At 73.4% G+C, this 14,156-nt stretch carries 15 protein-coding genes and 1 riboswitch; of the genes, 8 read left to right on the top strand and 7 right to left on the bottom strand.

Translation table 11 applies throughout. From position 1 onward, the window contains the following. Positions 1 to 95: 95 nt before the first annotated feature. Both AB0C99_RS22050 and AB0C99_RS22045 read right to left on the bottom strand, forming a co-directional pair. On the bottom strand, positions 96 to 461 hold the full coding sequence (locus tag AB0C99_RS22050) for an Rv2175c family DNA-binding protein (protein WP_362477467.1): 366 nt from the start codon (positions 459 to 461) through the stop codon (positions 96 to 98). 43 nt (positions 462 to 504) lie between these two features. Next, a complete protein-coding gene (locus AB0C99_RS22045; RefSeq protein WP_362477464.1) occupies positions 505 to 1,752 on the bottom strand; it encodes an FAD-dependent oxidoreductase in 1,248 nt (415 codons plus the stop codon). A gap of 83 nt (positions 1,753 to 1,835) precedes the next feature. After that, positions 1,836 to 1,948, top strand: a riboswitch (TPP riboswitch). On the opposite strand from AB0C99_RS22045, the gene thiO reads away from it, so the two are divergent. The 5 genes from thiO (at position 1,946) to AB0C99_RS22020 (ending at position 6,991) form a co-directional block, all read left to right on the top strand. Next, on the top strand, positions 1,946 to 3,118 hold the full coding sequence (gene thiO / locus AB0C99_RS22040) for a glycine oxidase ThiO (RefSeq protein WP_362477462.1): 1,173 nt from the start codon (positions 1,946 to 1,948) through the stop codon (positions 3,116 to 3,118). Its footprint overlaps the riboswitch before it by 3 nt. After that, complete coding sequence (gene thiS, locus AB0C99_RS22035) at positions 3,115 to 3,315, top strand: sulfur carrier protein ThiS (RefSeq protein WP_362477459.1); 201 nt, start codon at positions 3,115 to 3,117, stop codon at positions 3,313 to 3,315. Before thiO ends, thiS begins: the two co-directional genes overlap by 4 nt. A gap of 3 nt (positions 3,316 to 3,318) precedes the next feature. After that, positions 3,319 to 4,119, top strand: coding sequence for a thiazole synthase (locus AB0C99_RS22030; RefSeq protein WP_362477457.1), 801 nt, complete (start codon positions 3,319 to 3,321; stop codon positions 4,117 to 4,119). A 124-nt stretch (positions 4,120 to 4,243) separates the two neighbouring features. Further along, positions 4,244 to 6,136 (top strand): Stk1 family PASTA domain-containing Ser/Thr kinase, encoded by a 1,893-nt coding sequence (pknB, locus tag AB0C99_RS22025; protein ID WP_362477455.1) that lies wholly within the window; start codon positions 4,244 to 4,246, stop codon positions 6,134 to 6,136. Between the two features lie 6 nt (positions 6,137 to 6,142). Beyond that, positions 6,143 to 6,991 carry a deoxyribonuclease IV gene (locus AB0C99_RS22020; protein ID WP_362477453.1) on the top strand — a complete coding sequence of 283 codons (849 nt, stop codon included), beginning with the start codon at positions 6,143 to 6,145 and terminating at the stop codon, positions 6,989 to 6,991. A gap of 63 nt (positions 6,992 to 7,054) precedes the next feature. Here the strand turns inward: AB0C99_RS22020 and fabG are convergent, their stop codons facing one another. Both fabG and AB0C99_RS22010 read right to left on the bottom strand, forming a co-directional pair. Beyond that, positions 7,055 to 7,852: a 3-oxoacyl-ACP reductase FabG gene (gene fabG, locus AB0C99_RS22015; RefSeq protein ID WP_362477450.1), complete on the bottom strand. Its 798-nt coding sequence runs from the start codon at positions 7,850 to 7,852 to the stop codon at positions 7,055 to 7,057. A gap of 98 nt (positions 7,853 to 7,950) precedes the next feature. Continuing rightward, entirely contained in the window at positions 7,951 to 8,592 is a 642-nt protein-coding gene (locus AB0C99_RS22010; protein ID WP_362477447.1) for a sulfite oxidase-like oxidoreductase, read from the bottom strand. 188 nt (positions 8,593 to 8,780) lie between these two features. Here AB0C99_RS22010 and bfr point away from each other — a divergent pair, with 188 nt between their 5' ends. Next, positions 8,781 to 9,257, top strand: a complete 477-nt coding sequence (gene bfr, locus AB0C99_RS22005; protein WP_362477445.1) for a bacterioferritin — start codon at positions 8,781 to 8,783, stop codon at positions 9,255 to 9,257. 16 nt (positions 9,258 to 9,273) lie between these two features. Here bfr and AB0C99_RS22000 read toward each other — a convergent pair whose 3' ends face one another. Both AB0C99_RS22000 and AB0C99_RS21995 read right to left on the bottom strand, forming a co-directional pair. Continuing rightward, entirely contained in the window at positions 9,274 to 9,501 is a 228-nt protein-coding gene (locus AB0C99_RS22000) for a (2Fe-2S)-binding protein (RefSeq protein WP_362477442.1), read from the bottom strand. A gap of 132 nt (positions 9,502 to 9,633) precedes the next feature. Continuing rightward, on the bottom strand, positions 9,634 to 10,986 hold the full coding sequence (locus AB0C99_RS21995; protein WP_362477439.1) for a class II 3-deoxy-7-phosphoheptulonate synthase: 1,353 nt from the start codon (positions 10,984 to 10,986) through the stop codon (positions 9,634 to 9,636). Positions 10,987 to 11,078: 92 nt separating this feature from the next. On the opposite strand from AB0C99_RS21995, the gene AB0C99_RS21990 reads away from it, so the two are divergent. Both AB0C99_RS21990 and AB0C99_RS21985 read left to right on the top strand, forming a co-directional pair. Beyond that, positions 11,079 to 11,135 carry a trp operon leader peptide gene (locus AB0C99_RS21990; RefSeq protein WP_078912442.1) on the top strand — a complete coding sequence of 19 codons (57 nt, stop codon included), beginning with the start codon at positions 11,079 to 11,081 and terminating at the stop codon, positions 11,133 to 11,135. Between the two features lie 104 nt (positions 11,136 to 11,239). Next, entirely contained in the window at positions 11,240 to 13,120 is a 1,881-nt protein-coding gene (locus AB0C99_RS21985) for an anthranilate synthase family protein (RefSeq protein ID WP_362477436.1), read from the top strand. A 3-nt stretch (positions 13,121 to 13,123) separates the two neighbouring features. On the opposite strand, the gene AB0C99_RS21980 is transcribed toward AB0C99_RS21985, so the two are convergent. Further along, on the bottom strand, positions 13,124 to 14,122 hold the full coding sequence (locus AB0C99_RS21980) for a 2-hydroxyacid dehydrogenase (protein WP_362477434.1): 999 nt from the start codon (positions 14,120 to 14,122) through the stop codon (positions 13,124 to 13,126). Positions 14,123 to 14,156 lie beyond the last annotated feature (34 nt).

Genomic DNA, 14,156 nt, shown 5'->3' with positions numbered 1-14,156 from the left:
TTCACCGAGCAGGCGCTGTCCCGCCCGACCGAGGAGTACGTGCGCTCGCACGGCCTGCGGCTGGTGGTGTCGGCGGTGGCCGAGCTGGAGTCGGGTCAGACGGCGAGCGCCTGGGCGCGGCGCTTCACCTCCGTGCCGCGATTCTCACTCAGGGCCTGCGCGGGGGTGCCGGGCAGGGTCGGGTCCGGAGTGAAGAGCCACTCCAGCATCTCCTCGTCGCTGAAGCCGTCGTCCCGCAGGAGCGTCAGGGTGCCGGCGAGGCCCTTGACGACCTTGTCGCCGTCGATGAAGGCTTCGGGCACCTGGAGCACCTTGCGCTCGCCGCGGCGCACGGCGATGAGCTGGCCCTCCTTGACCAGCTGCCGCACGCGCGTCACCTCGACGTCGAGCATCTCGGCGATGTCGGGGAGGAAGAGCCAGGCGGGGACGAGAGCATCGGTTCTTGCGTCAATCTCGGTCACAGGACAAGCGTGCCATCCCGGACCGACAGCCGGTAGTCGGGCCCTACCGGACCGCCGCCTTCAGGGGGACGGAGGGGTCGGCGGCGCGCGCCGGGTCCACCGGAGTGCGCCGCTCGATCAGCCGGCGCCCCTGGGCGAGGTCGCGGGGGCGGCTGACGGTGAGCACCGCGACCGGCACCTCCTCGCGGAGCCACAGCACGGTCCACGCCTCCTCGGCCGGGTCGCCGCGCCACAGCAGGGTGTCGGCGGCGGCGTGGTGGCCGGCGTACTGGACGAAGCGGCCGAACTGCTCGGACCAGAAGTAGGGCACCGGGTCGTAGGGCTCCGCCGCCCCGCCGAGGATGTCGGCGGCGACGGTACGGGGGCCCTGGAGGGCGTTGTCCCAGTGGTGGACGAGCAGCCGCTCGCCGTAGCGGCCCGAGGGGAAGGAGGCGCAGTCGCCGACCGCGTACACGTCGGGCAGGGAGGCGCGCAGCCGGTCGTCGGCGGTGACGGCGCCGCCCGGGTCGAGGGCGATGCCGGAGCCGACGAGCCAGCCGGTGTCGGGGCGGGCGCCGATGCCGACGACGACGGCGTCGGCGGGCAGCTCGGCGCGCTCGCCGGAGTTCCCGGCGCCCTCGGCGAGCAGGACCCGGCCCTTCTCGACGCCGGCCACGCGCGCGCTCAGCCGCAGCTCGGCGCCGTGCTCGGCGTACCAGCCGACCATGGGCGCGGTGACCTCGGCGGGCAGGGCTCCGGCGAGGGGGCGGTCGGCGGCCTCGACGACGGTGACCGCGCAGCCGGCCGCGCGGGCGGCGGTGGCGAACTCGGCGCCGATCCAGCCGGCGCCGACGACCACGACGTCGTGGCGGCGGGCGAGCACCTCGCCGAGCCGGACGGCGTCGTCGAGGGTGCGCAGCAGGTGGACGCCGGGGACGTCCTCGGTGCCGGGCAGGGTGAGCGGGCGCGCGCCGGTCGCGAGGACCAGCGTGTCGTACCCGACGGGTCCGGCCTCGGTGTCGATCTCGTGGTCGGCGGCGCGCAGTCCGGTGACGGCGACGCCGAGCCGCAGGGTGATGCCGAGGGAGTCGAAGTCGATGTCGAAGGCGGAGCCCTCGGCGGTGCCGAGGAGGACGGCCTTGGAGAGCGGGGGCCGGTCGTAGGGCTGGTGGGGTTCGGCGCCGATGAGGGTCACGGGGCCGGTGAAGCCCTGTTCGCGCAGGGCGACGGCGGTCTGGACGCCCGCCATGCCGGCGCCGACGATCACGACGTGCCGGGCGGTGGGCCGCGGGGTCTGCTTCTGCTCGCTCACCCGACCACCTTACGCATCTGACGGTCCGTCAGGAAGCCGGGGGGCCTGCGACGGGCCGCGCGCTGCGGCTAGTGTGGCGGGCGTAAAGCACTCGCGGGAGCCCGGACGCACCGGGCTGAGAGGGAGGCTGTCCGGCCTCCGACCGTACGAACCTGATCCGGGTCATGCCGGCGAAGGGAGGGGCTGGACGCCCATGTCGCGTACACGCGGTACCACCGACGTCCTCGTCATCGGGGGCGGCATCATCGGCCTGGTCACGGCCTGGCGGGCGGCGCAGCGCGGGCTGCGCGTCGCCGTGGCCGACCCCGAACCCGGCGGCGGCGCGGCCCGGGTGGCGGCGGGGATGCTGGCCGCCGTCACCGAACTGCACTTCGGCGAGGAGACCCTGCTCGGGCTCAACCTCGACTCCGCCCGCCGCTATCCCGCCTTCGTCGCCGAGCTCGGCGAGGCCACCGGCCACGACGTCGGCTACCGCGCCTGCGGCACCCTCGCGGTCGCCCTGGACACGGACGACCGGGCCCACCTGCGCGAGCTGCACGCCCTGCAGACCCGCTGCGGGCTGGCCTCGGAGTGGCTGAACGGGCGCGAGTGCCGCCGCCTGGAGCCCATGCTGGCGCCGGGTGTGCGGGGCGGGCTGCGGGTGGACGGCGACCACCAGGTCGACCCGCGCCGGCTCGCCGACGCGCTGCTGCTCGCCTGCGAGCGGGCCGGCGTGGTCTTCCACCGGGCGCTCGCCGAGCGGCTCACGGTGAGCGGCGACCGGGCCGTCGGCGCCGAGCTGGCCGCCGGGGCCGAGGTGTCCGGGCTCGCCGCCGACCAGGTGGTGCTGGCGGCCGGCAGCCTGAGCGGGCGGCTGCCCGGGGTGCCGGAGCGGGTGCTGCCGCCGGTGCGGCCGGTGAAGGGCCAGGTGCTGCGGCTGCGGGTGCCCCCCGCGTACGCGCCCTTCCTCTCCCGCACGGTCCGCGCGGTCGTCCGGGGCAGCCACGTCTACCTGGTGCCGCGCGAGAACGGCGAGCTGGTCGTCGGCGCCACCAGCGAGGAGCTCGGCTGGGACACCACGGTGACCGCGGGCGGCGTCTACGAGCTGCTGCGCGACGCGCACGAGCTGGTGCCCGGCATCACCGAGCTGCCGCTCACCGAGACCCGCGCGGGGCTGCGGCCCGCCTCCCCCGACAACGCGCCGCTGCTCGGCCCGAGCGCCCTGCCCGGACTCCACCTGGCCACCGGCCACTACCGCAACGGGGTGCTGCTGACCCCCGTGACCGGCGACGTCATGGCCGAGGCCCTGACCACCGGGGCGCTGCCCGACGCGGCCCGCCCCTTCACCGCCCGCCGCTTCTCCCCCGCACACCTGGAGCACGCATGAACGTGTCCGTGAACGGAGAGCCCCGCGAGCTCGCGGACCCGCTCTCCCTCGACGCCCTCGTCGCCACCCTCACCACCGCCCCCGCCGGGGTGGCCGCCGCCGTGAACGAGACGGTCGTGCCGCGCGGCCGGTGGGCCGCGACGCTGCTCGGCGAGGGCGACCGGGTCGAGATCCTCACCGCCGTCCAGGGAGGCTGAACCATGTCCGACGACGTCTTCGCGCTCGGCGGCACCGAGTTCTCCTCCCGCCTGATCATGGGCACCGGCGGGGCGCCCAGCCTCGACGTGCTCGAACGCTCCCTGACCGTCAGCGGTACGGAGCTGACCACGGTCGCCATGCGCCGCCTGGACCCGAGCGTGCGCGGCTCGGTGCTCTCGGTCCTGGAGCGGCTCGGCATCCGGGTGCTGCCGAACACCGCGGGCTGCTACACGGCGGGCGAGGCGGTGCTGACCGCGCGGCTGGCCCGGGAGGCGCTCGGCACGAACTGGATCAAGGTGGAGGTCATCGCCGACGAGCGGACCCTGCTGCCCGACCCGGTCGAGCTGCTGGACGCCTGCGAGACCCTGGTCGACGACGGCTTCGTGGTGCTGCCGTACACCAACGACGACCCGGTCCTCGCGCGGAAGCTGGAGGACGTGGGCTGCGCGGCGGTGATGCCGCTGGGCTCGCCGATCGGCTCCGGGCTCGGCATCCGCAACCCGCACAACTTCGAGCTGATCGTGGAGCGGGCCGGGGTCCCGGTGATCCTGGACGCGGGCGCCGGGACCGCTTCGGACGCGGCGCTGGCGATGGAGCTGGGCTGCTCGGCGGTGATGCTGGCCTCGGCGGTGACCCGGGCCCAGGAGCCGGTCCTGATGGCCGAGGCGATGCGGCACGCGGTCGAGGCGGGCCGGCTCGCCCACCGCGCGGGCCGCATCCCGCGCCGCCGCTTCGCCGAGGCGTCCTCCCCGCACGAGGGCCGCGCGCGGCTGGACCCGGAGCGCCCGGCGTTCGGCGCCTGACCGCCGGGGACCCCGCCTGACCTCGCCCGACCCCGCCCGTGGCCCGGGTCGCCCGCGTCACAACCGCGCTGCAAGGCGCCGGACGCGGGCGGCGGGCCCCGGCGCGGCTCGTAGACTCGACGCCGTGGACACGACCCTTCAGGACCCTCTCGTCGGGCGGCTGCTCGACGGCCGCTACCGCGTCGACGCGCGCATCGCCGTCGGCGGGATGGCCACGGTCTACCGGGCCGTCGACACCCGCCTGGACCGGGTGCTCGCGCTCAAGGTGATGCACCCGGACCTCGCCACGGACGCCGCGTTCGTGGAGCGGTTCATGCGCGAGGCCAAGTCCGTCGCGCGCCTGGCGCACCCCAACGTCGTCGGGGTCTTCGACCAGGGCGCGGACGGCGCCTACGTGTACCTGGCGATGGAGTACGTGTCCGGCTGCACCCTGCGGGACGTGCTGCGCGAGCGGGGCGCGCTGTCGCCCCGGGCCGCCCTCGACATCCTGGAGCCGGTGCTGGCCGCGCTCGGCGCCGCGCACCGGGCCGGGTTCGTGCACCGGGACATGAAGCCGGAGAACGTCCTCATAGGGGACGACGGCCGGGTCAAGGTCGCCGACTTCGGCCTGGTCCGGGCCGTGGGCTCGGCCACCGACACCACCGGCGCGGTCCTCGGCACCGTCTCGTACCTCGCCCCGGAGCAGATCGAGCACGGCACCGCCGACACCCGCGCCGACGTGTACGCGTGCGGGGTCGTCCTGTACGAGACGCTGACCGGCGCCAAGCCGCACACCGGCGACACCCCCGCCCAAGTCCTCTACCGGCACCTGAACACCGACGTCCCGGCGCCCTCCGGCACCGTCCCGGGGCTCGCCCCCGAGCTGGACGAGCTGGTCGCGAGCGCCACCGCGCGCAACCCCGACCTGCGCCCCTACGACGCGGTCGCGCTGCTCGCCCTGGTCCGCGAGGCCCGCGCCGCACTCGACGACGCGCGGCTCGACGCCGTACCGCCGACCGCGCACCCGCCCGCGCGGGGCGGCGGCTCCGAGGACCGCACCAGCGTCATCCCGCGCCTGCTGCCGCAGCCCGTGGAGCACACGAGCGTGCTGCCCGCCCCGCCGCCCGCGCCCCCGGCCGGCCGCCGCCGGGCGCCCCGGGGGCCGTTCCTGATCGTCGCCGCCGTGCTGCTGGCGCTCGGGCTCGGGGCCGGGGTCTGGTACATCAACTCGGGCCAGTTCACCCGCGTCCCCGCCGTCCTCGGGCAGACCGAGGAGCAGGCCACCCGGCGCCTCGCCGACGCCGGACTCGACGTGGCCGCCACCCGGCGCGCCTTCAGCGACGTGTACGAGCGGGGCACGGTGATGGCCACCGACCCCGGCTCCGGCGAGCGCATCCGCGGCAACGGCACGGTGACCCTCACCGTCTCCCGCGGCCCCGAGATCGTGAAGGTCCCGAACCTGAAGGGCGTCCCGCTCGCCGACGCGAAGAAGCGCCTGGCGGACGAGGGCCTCGCGCCCGGCGTGATCACCTACGCCTTCAGCCAGGCGATCCTCCAGGGCGCCGTCATCAGCTCCGACCCCGAGCCCGGCACCGGGCGCGCCCCCGACTCGGCCATCGCGCTCGTGGTCAGCAAGGGCGCCCCGATCGACGTCCCGGACGTCACCGGCGAGACGGTCGCCGAGGCCACCGCCACCCTCCAGGACGCCGGGCTCAAGGTCACCGTCGCCCCCGAGCGGATCAACTCGCCCGAGGACGCCGGCGCGGTCGCCGCCCAGTCGCTCGCCGAGGGCAGCCGGGCCGCCAAGGGCGACGCGGTCACCCTGACCGTCTCCAAGGGCCCGCGGATGGTCGAGGTGCCGGACGTCGTCGGCATGAAGACCGACGAGGCCAAGGCCGAGCTGGAGACGGCCGGCTTCGAGGTGAAGGTCGAGAAGACCTTCCCCTTCCTCGGCGACACCGTCGGCGGCCAGTCCGTGCCGGGCGACTCCACCGCCGCCCAGGGCTCCGCCATCACGCTCACGATCAAGGGACTGTAGAGACTCATGCGCAACCCCGTCGGCGGACACGTCCCCGTGGCCGGCGGCCTCGCCACCACCGGCCTCGGCTACGCCCGCGAGCTCGGCGCGGAGACCGTCCAGGTCTTCGTCGCCAACCCGCGCGGCTGGGCCACCCCGGTCGGCAACCCGGCCCAGGACGAGCTGTTCCGGGCCGGCTGCGAGGCCGAGGGCCTGTCGGCCTGGGTGCACGCCCCGTACCTCATCAACTTCGGCTCGCACACCGAGGCGACGGCGGAGAAGTCGGTGGAGTCGATGCGCCACTCGCTGCGCCGGGGCCGGGAGATCGGCGCCAAGGGCGTGGTCGTGCACACCGGCTCCGCGACCGGCGGGCGCCCGCGCGCGGTGGCGCTGGCGCAGGTCCGGGAGCGGCTGCTGCCGCTGCTGGACGAGCTGACCCACGAGGACGACCCGTTCCTGCTGCTGGAGTCGACCGCCGGGCAGGGCTTCTCGCTCTGCTCGCGGGCGGAGGACTTCGGCCCCTACTTCGACGCGCTGGACCGCCACCCGAAGCTCGGGATCTGCCTGGACACCTGCCACATCTTCGCCGCCGGACACGACCTGACCGGCCCGCACGGGGCGGCCCAGACGCTGGACGCGCTGGTGGACGTGGTGGGCGAGGGGCGGCTGAAACTGATCCACGCCAACGACTCCAAGGACGTCGTGGGCGCGCACAAGGACCGGCACGCGAACATCGGCGCGGGCCACATCGGCCAGGAGGCGTTCGCGAACCTGCTGAGCCACCCCGCCACCGACGGCGTACCGCTGATCATCGAGACGCCGGGCGGGCCCGAGGGGCACCGCGCCGATGTGGAGCTGCTGAAGAAACTGCGCTGAGGATCACCCCGGGGTCGGCGAGCGGACGATCGGCCGCGGCAAGGGCCACGCCGTCGTCCACGACTAGGGCGTGTGCGCGGCGGGTGTGAAGGCGTCGAGGGACTCCGGGAGCGTCTGCCCGCCGTCGACGGTCAGCGTCTGGCCCGTGATGAACGCGGCCTCGTCCGAGGCGAGGAACAGCACCGCGTGCGCGACGTCCGCGCTCTCGCCGAGCCGGCCCAGCGGGATCGAGGCCGCCATCCGGCGCAGATAGGGCTCCCCCAGCTCCATCAGGCCCTCGGTGCGGACGTTGCCGGGCAGCACGGCGTTGACCGTGACGGCGTAGGGTGCCAGCTCCAGGGCGGCGCCGCGGAGGAAGCCGAGCTGCCCGGCCTTGCTCGCGCCGTAGTGGGACCAGCCCGCGTAGCCGGTGGTGGGCCCGGTGATCGACGAGGTGAGGACCACCCGGCCGCCGCCCGCCCGCCGCATGGCCGGCACACAGGCCCGGGTCGCCAGGATCGTCCCGCGCAGGTTCACGGCCAGCACGTCGTCGACGTCGGCCGCCGTCATCTCCTGGAGCGGCTTCTCCGGGAAGACGCCCGCGTTCGCGCAGAGCACGTCGAGCCGCCCGTGCCGCTCCTCGGCGCCCGCCGCCATCTCCTCGATCGCCGCGGGGTCCCGCAGGTCGACGCCCATGCCCGAGACCCGGCCCCCGGTCTCCTCGGCGAGCTCGCGCGCCACCCCGTCGGCGACCGACGCCGTACGGCCGGTGAGCACGACCGCCGCGCCGCGCCGGGCGAACAGCTCCGCGATGCCCCGCCCGATGCCCCGCGTGCCGCCCGTCACGAGCACGGACCGGTCCTGCCACTGAGTGATCGTCATCGGGCCACCGTAGTGAGGCACCCGGAAGGCCAGCGGCGCATTCCGCTGCGAACGGAAGAATCCGTCACCTATCTGGCCGGTTCACGCCCAGACAGGCCCTAGAGCTCGGGGCCGTCGCCCGGCTCCTCCTGGTACGAGTAGCGCTGCTCGGTCCACGGGTCGCCGATGTTGTGGTACCCGCGCTCCTCCCAGAAGCCGCGCCGGTCGGCGGCCAGGTACTCCACGCCCCGCACCCACTTCGGGCCCTTCCAGGCGTAGAGGTGGGGCACCACGAGCCGCAGCGGGAAGCCGTGCTCGGCGGTGAGCAGCTCGCCGTCCTTGTGGGTGGCGAAGATCGCGCTCTCGGCGGCGAAGTCGGACAGGCGCATGTTGGCGCTGTAGCCGTACTCCGCCCAGACCATCACATGGGTGACCCCGGGCGCGGGCGGGGCGAGGTCGAGGAGCGTGCGGGCGGAGACGCCGCCCCACTCGGCGCCGATCATGCTGAACTTGGTCACGCAGTGCAGATCGGCCACGACCGAGCGGTAGGGCAGCGCCGAGAACTCCTCGTGGTTCCAGCAGTGCTTGTCGCCGTCGGCGGTGGCCCCGAAGACCCGGAACTCCCAGCGCTCCGGCTTGAAGCGGGGTACGGGTCCGTAGTGGGTGACCGGCCAGCCGCGCTGGAGGCGCTGCCCCGGCGGAAGGTCCGTCACTCCTGCTTCCCGGCGTACTCCGCCCTCCGGCTGACCCATGCCATCCATGGTGACAGACGGCGAGGGGTGGTCATGACCAGTCACCGCCCGACATCTCCGGACATCCGGGCGATCTGGACGACCCAAGGACAACTCAGAGTAAGCCTGCACTTACTGGACGCCACCCGAGGGTGCTGCGAGGATGCGGCCATCCTGCCCGGTGGCGGCGGTGTCTATGGTGGAAGGATCCTGAAGCGATGCAGGGCGACCCCGAGGTCCTTGAATTCCTCAACGAGCAGCTCACCGGCGAGCTGACCGCGATCAACCAGTACTGGCTGCACTACCGGATCCAGGACAACAAGGGCTGGACCAAGCTCGCCAAGTACACCCGCGAAGAGTCCATCGACGAGATGAAGCACGCGGACAAGCTCACCGAGCGCATCCTCATGCTCGACGGGCTGCCGAACTACCAGCGCCTCTTCCACGTCCGGGTGGGCCAGACGGTCAAGGAGATGTTCGAGGCGGACCGGCAGGTCGAGGTCGAGGCCATCGACCGGCTGAAGCGCGGGATCGAGGTCATGCGGGCCAAGGGCGACGTCACCTCGGCCAACCTCTTCGAGGAGATCCTGGCCGACGAGGAGCACCACATCGACTACCTGGACACCCAGCTGGAGCTGATCGAGCAGCTCGGCGAGGCGCTCTACTGCTCGACGCTCATCGAGCAGCCGAGCTAGCCGGGCCGGCCGGGGTCTAGGCGGCTTCGGAGAGCTCCGTCGTCAGGGCCGGCATCCCCTGGTCGAGGAGCTCGCGGCGCGGGCAGTTGCCGCGCCCGAGGAGGGCCTGGATGCGCTTGACGCACGAACCGCAGTCCGTGCCGGCCTTGCAGGCCGAGGCGATCTGGCGGGGCGTGCAGGCGCCGGCCTCCGCGTGGTCCTTGACCTGCTTCTCCGTGACACCGAAGCATGAGCAGACGTACACGCGGTTTCACCTCCCGCCGGGATCGATAAGGCTAACCTAACCTTACCCGGCGGTCCCGGCTCTCAAAAGGCCCGGATACGACGATGGGGCGCGGATCACATGGATCCGCGCCCCATCGTCGTAGGAAGCTCCTTACTGATCGCGGTACATCTCCGCGACCAGGAAGGCCAGGTCGAGCGACTGGCTGCGGTTGAGCCGCGGGTCGCAGGCCGTCTCGTAGCGCTGGTGCAGGTCGTCGACGAAGATCTCGTCGCCGCCGCCCACGCACTCGGTGACGTCGTCGCCGGTCAGCTCCACGTGGATGCCGCCCGGGTGGGTGCCGAGCTCCTTGTGGACCTCGAAGAAGCCCTTGACCTCGTCGAGCACGTCGTCGAAGCGGCGGGTCTTGTGGCCCGAGGCCGCCTCGAAGGTGTTGCCGTGCATCGGGTCGGTCACCCAGGCGACGGTCGCGCCCGAGGCGGTGACCTTCTCGACCAGCTCGGGGAGCCGGTCGCGGACCTTGTCGGCGCCCATGCGGACGATGAAGGTCAGCCGGCCCGGCTCGCGGTCGGGGTCGAGGCGCTCGATGTAGGTGAGCGCCTCCTCCGGGGTGGTCGTCGGGCCCAGCTTGATGCCGATCGGGTTCGCGATCTGCGCGCAGAACTCGATGTGGGCGTGGTCGAGCTGACGGGTGCGCTCGCCGACCCAGACCATGTGGCCGGAGGTGTCGTACAGCTTGCCCGTGCGCGAGTCCGTGCGGGTCAGCGCGCCCTCGTAGTCGAGCAGCAGCGCCTCGTGCGAGGCGTAGAACTCCACCGCCTTGAACTCGGCCGGGTCGGTGCCGCACGCCTTCATGAAGTTCAGCGCGTTGTCGATCTCGCGCGCCAGCTGCTCGTAGCGCTGGCCCGACGGGGACGACTTCACGAAGTCCTGGTTCCAGGCGTGCACCTGGCGCAGGTCGGCGTAGCCGCCGGTGGTGAAGGCGCGCACCAGGTTCAGCGTCGAGGAGGACGCGTTGTACATCCGCTTCAGGCGCTCGGGGTCCGGGATCCGGGCCGCCTCGGTGAACTCGAAGCCGTTCACGGAGTCGCCGCGGTAGGTCGGCAGGGTCACGCCGTCGCGGGTCTCGGTGCCCTTGGAGCGCGGCTTGGAGTACTGGCCGGCGATGCGGCCGACCTTGACCACGGGCACGGAGGCCGCGTAGGTCAGGACGGCGCTCATCTGGAGCAGGGTCTTCAGCTTGGCGCGGATGTGGTCCGCGGACACGGCGTCGAAAGCCTCGGCGCAGTCACCGCCCTGGAGGAGGAACGCCTCGCCACGGGCGACGGCTCCCATCCGGGCACGCAGCTGGTCGCACTCGCCCGCGAAGACGAGGGGGGGATAGCTCTGGAGCTCCGCGACGACGTCGCGCAGAGCCTCGGCATCGGGGTACTCGGGCTGCTGCGCCGCGGGCAGGTCTCGCCAGGTCGCCTTGGCGACGGCGTGGGTATCAGCGTTCACGGTCACGCCCCCCACAGTACGGTGCCGCGTGCCGCGTCCACGCCAGTGACCGCTTGCTGAGACGGGTGTGATCCGACTCATGCGCTACGATCGGCGCCATGTTCGCGCTTTCGACCCAGAACTGGTGGTGGACCGCTCATCCGGCGGCCCACTGACTGCGCGTACACCGACATCACGCGAAGGCCGCCCGAGGGGCGGCCTTTCTCGTACCCCGAGGCCGTTCCTCTCCGCTCTCCCCCCGGAAGGAACGACACCCGCCATGGACGTCTCCCCGCTCCTGCACCGCCTGCTCGACCCCTCCTGCCCGCCCTTCGCCCTGCTGCGGCGGCGCACCCCGGGCCGCGACCACGACACCGTCGAGGTGCTGATCGGCCCGGTGCGCGAGGCCGGGCGCCTCGCCGAGCTGCCGGTGGGGGCGGCACCCACGCTGGCGCTGGTGCCGTTCCGGCAGATCCGCGAGCGCGGCTTCGAGGTCCGCGACGACGGCACCCCGCTCGCGTACCTGACCGCCGAGGAGTCCCACGAACTGCCGCTCGCCGAGGTCCTGGCGCAGCTCCCGGCCCATGACGTACGGGTCGAGGGCGGCGGCTTCGACGTCTCGGACGAGGCGTACGGGCGGATCGTGCGGCGGGTGATCGACGAGGAGATCGGCGCCGGCGAGGGCGCGAACTTCGTCATCCGGCGCACCTACACCGGGGAGATCCCGGGCTTCGGGCGGGCCGACGCGCTCGCCCTGTTCCGGCGCCTGCTGGCGGGCGAGCGGGGGGCGTACTGGACGTACGTGGTGCACACCGGGGACCGGACGCTGGTCGGGGCGAGCCCCGAGGTGCACGTGCGGATGTCCGGCGGGACGGTCGTGATGAACCCGATCAGCGGCACCTTCCGCTACCCGGCGGGCGCGGCGCCCACCGCCGAGCAGCTCCTTTCGTTCCTCTCCGACCGGAAGGAGACCGAGGAGCTCTCGATGGTGGTCGACGAGGAGCTGAAGATGATGTGCACCGTCGGCGACCAGGGCGGGGTGGTGATCGGGCCGCGGCTGAAGGAGATGGCGCACCTCGCCCATACGGAGTACGAGCTGCGCGGCCGGTCCTCGCTCGACGTGCGCGAGGTGCTGCGCGAGACGATGTTCGCGGCGACCGTGACGGGCTCGCCGGTGCAGAACGCCTGCCGGGTGATCGAGCGGCACGAGGCCGGGGGCCGCGGCTACTACGCGGGGGCGCTGGCGCTGCTCGGGACCGACGCGAGCGGGGCGCAGACGCTGGACTCCCCGATCCTGATCCGGACCGCCGACATCTCGCCCGGGGGCCGGCTGCGGGTCCCGGTGGGCGCGACCCTGGTGCGCCACTCGGACCCGGCGGGCGAGGTCGCCGAGACCCACGCGAAGGCGGCGGGGGTGCTGGCCGCCCTAGGGGTGCGGCCGGGGCGGCCCTCGGGCGGGGGCGCCGCCGGGCCCCGGCTGGCGGACGACCCGCGGGTGCGGGCGGCGCTGGACGCGCGGCGGGCGGACCTGGCGCCGTTCTGGCTGAAGATGCAGGCCCGGTCGGCGGAGCTGTCGGGGCACGCGCTGGTCGTGGACGCGGAGGACACCTTCACGGCGATGCTGGCGCACCTGCTGCGCTCCTCGGGCCTCACGGTCTCGGTGCTGCGCTACGACGAGCCGGGGCTGCGGGAGCTGGCGCTCGCGCACGAGGGCCCGGTGGTGCTGGGGCCCGGTCCCGGTGATCCCTCGGACGCGGCGGACCCGAAGATGCGCTTCCTGCGCGGGCTGACCGCGGAGCTGCTGCGCGGGCACCGGCACGGGCTGCTGGGGGTGTGCCTGGGCCACGAGCTGATCGCGGCGGAGCTGGGCCTGGAGATCGTCCGCAAGCGGGTCCCGTTCCAGGGGGCGCAGGTGCGGATCGACCTGTTCGGGCAGGAGCGGGTGGTCGGCTTCTACAACAGCTTCACCGCCCGCTGCGACGAGCGGACGGCGACGGAGCTGGCGCTGCACCGGATCGAGGTGAGCCGGGAGGAGGCGACGGACGAGGTGCACGCGCTGCGCGGGCCGGGCTTCGCCGGGGTGCAGTTCCACCCGGAGTCGGTGCTGACGAAGGAGGGGGCGGCGGTGACCGCGTCCCTCCTGGCGGGGGTGCTCGTGTAGGCGCTACGGCAGCTTCGGGACCAGGACGTTCTCGCTGCGGCGCCCGGCGAGGTAGTCGAGGACGTTCTGGACCGTGGTGTCGATGATCTGGCCGACCGCGTCGACCGTGTAGTACGCCTGGTGGGAGGTGACGATCACGTTGGGGAAGGTCACCAGCCGGGCCAGGGTGTCGTCCTCGACGACCTCCAGGGACTTGTCGAGGAAGAAGAGCCCGACCTCGGCCTCGTACACGTCGAGGCCGACCCCGGTGAAGCGGCCCGCGCGCAGCTCGGTGACCAGGGCCTCGGTGTCGACGAGGCCGCCGCGGCTGGAGTTCACCAGGATCGCGTCGTCCTTCATCGCGCGCAGGGCGTCGGGGCCGATGATGTGCTGGGTGGAGGGCAGCAGCGGCACGTGCAGGCTGATCACGTCGGACTCGGCGAAGAGCCGCTCCTTCTCGACGTACTTCATGCCGAGCTCCAGGCAGGCGGGGTTCTCGGCGACGTCCCAGCCGAGCAGGTTCATGCCGAAGCCGTGGGCGATCCGGGTGAACGCCTCGCCGATCTTGCCGGTGCCGAGGACGCCGACGGTCCGGCCGCGCATGTCGCGGCCCATCAGCCCGTCGAGCCGGAAGTCGAAGTCCCGGGTGCGGTTCGAGGCGCGGACGATCCGCCGGTTGACGCCCATGGCGAGGGTCCAGGCGAACTCGGCGACCGAGTACGGCGAGTAGTACGAGACCCGGGCGACCGTGAAGCCGAGCCGCTCGGCGACCTCCAGGTCGATGTTGTTGAAGCCCGTGGAGCGCTGGGCGATCATCTGGGTGCCGCCGGCCGCGAGGGTCTGCAGCACCCGGTGGTCGAGGCTCGCGTTGACGCTGGTCGAGACGACCTCGTAGCCGGCCGCGATGGGGGCGGTGTCCTCGTTGAGGAAGACGTCCACGCAGCGCACCTCGTGGTGCCCCGCGAAGGCCCTCTCGATGAGCGGCTTCTCGTCCGCCTGCACGCCGAATGCCAGGATCTCCACGGGGCCCCTCCGGGGATATGCGCCGTATTTGTCT

The organism is Streptomyces sp. NPDC048659 (assembly GCF_040650575.1).
Taxonomy (GTDB): domain Bacteria; phylum Actinomycetota; class Actinomycetes; order Streptomycetales; family Streptomycetaceae; genus Streptomyces.
Note: the sequence above shows the minus strand (reverse complement) of the source record. Positions and strands in the feature narration are given on the sequence as shown.

Bases quoted from the DNA above. Each gene is read 5' to 3' on its own strand.
- AB0C99_RS22010 (WP_362477447.1), bottom strand. From the start codon at position 8,592: ATGGATGGCATGGGTCAGCCGGAGGGCGGAGTACGCCGGGAAGCAGGA.
- thiS (WP_362477459.1), top strand. From the start codon at position 3,115: ATGAACGTGTCCGTGAACGGAGAGCCCCGCGAGCTCGCGGACCCGCTC.
- bfr (WP_362477445.1), top strand. From the start codon at position 8,781: ATGCAGGGCGACCCCGAGGTCCTTGAATTCCTCAACGAGCAGCTCACC.
- AB0C99_RS22020 (WP_362477453.1), top strand. From the start codon at position 6,143: ATGCGCAACCCCGTCGGCGGACACGTCCCCGTGGCCGGCGGCCTCGCC.
- AB0C99_RS22030 (WP_362477457.1), top strand. From the start codon at position 3,319: ATGTCCGACGACGTCTTCGCGCTCGGCGGCACCGAGTTCTCCTCCCGC.
- AB0C99_RS21985 (WP_362477436.1), top strand. From the start codon at position 11,240: ATGGACGTCTCCCCGCTCCTGCACCGCCTGCTCGACCCCTCCTGCCCG.
- thiO (WP_362477462.1), top strand. From the start codon at position 1,946: ATGTCGCGTACACGCGGTACCACCGACGTCCTCGTCATCGGGGGCGGC.
- fabG (WP_362477450.1), bottom strand. From the start codon at position 7,852: ATGACGATCACTCAGTGGCAGGACCGGTCCGTGCTCGTGACGGGCGGC.